1 pseudogene is annotated in these 922 nt (G+C 39.7%); it reads left to right on the top strand.

Features of this window, described 5'->3' with window-relative positions:
* Positions 1 to 57: 57 nt before the first annotated feature.
* Positions 58 to 752 (top strand): annotated as a pseudogene (locus E5342_RS20240) (glycosyltransferase 87 family protein); the annotation flags it as partial.
* Between the last annotated feature and the right edge of the window lie 170 nt (positions 753 to 922).

Below are 922 nucleotides of genomic sequence, written 5' to 3'. Positions count from 1 at the left end.
AACTATATTTCAATAATTTCAAAGAACTTTTTCAGATTTTAATGGGACAGTAGTGTCTCGTTTATTTTTATTGAACGGAAGCAGGAGTTTTGGGCGGCTCTAATGATCGTCTTGGGGACGATGACTAAGATTTATGGCATTGTCGGTCTTGCTTTCCTGCTATTCTCAAAACGCCGGATCGCTTTTTTGAAAGGACTTATTTTCTGGGGCATAGTCTTGTATGTTCTTCCGATGTTATATACGTCTCCTCAATATGTGGCAAGTCAATACGTGAAATGGTATGAGGTACTTCTCGATAAGAATGTAGAGAATTTATTTACTCCTTATACAAATATCTCTTTGTTGGGGATGGTTCGTAAGATTTCGGGAGTCAATACGTATAGTGATCTCTGGTTGGTTATCCCCGGGCTACTTTTATTTATTGCTCCTTATTTTAGGATAAATCAATATGATAACAGGCGGTTCCGGATGCATTTCGTATATTGAATTTTACGCTTCTAGGATTAACGCATACGGATGCTCAAGGAGGTTTGAAAGGCTTTAACCAGCGGGGAAAATCGTTCTTGGCCTCAACTCGGGTGAATCGCTTCTTGTTTGATACGGAGTTTATTTATAAGGCTTCGTTGGAGTCGGATGTGCTTATTAAAGACATGCCCGCTGATTTGCGGGATAACGTTCATCTTCCCAATATGCATTGCGGAGTCCTTGCGGAAGAATTAAAGAACTTATTTTTAATCGCTTGGAGAGGGTAGGAGGATTACAGGGGTGTTAATAACCCTGTTGAAAACCCTGTGAATAACGGAAAAAGAACAAAAGAAAAAATAGATACCTATTAATAGGTATCTCTCTCTTCGCTCTTCCTCTTGGACTTGAACCAAGGACCCTCTGATTAACAGTCAGATGCTCTAACCAACTGAGCTAA

Source organism: Parabacteroides distasonis (genome assembly GCF_004793765.1).
Classification (GTDB): domain Bacteria; phylum Bacteroidota; class Bacteroidia; order Bacteroidales; family Tannerellaceae; genus Parabacteroides; species Parabacteroides distasonis_A.
This window is presented reverse-complemented; position numbering and strand designations above follow the sequence as displayed.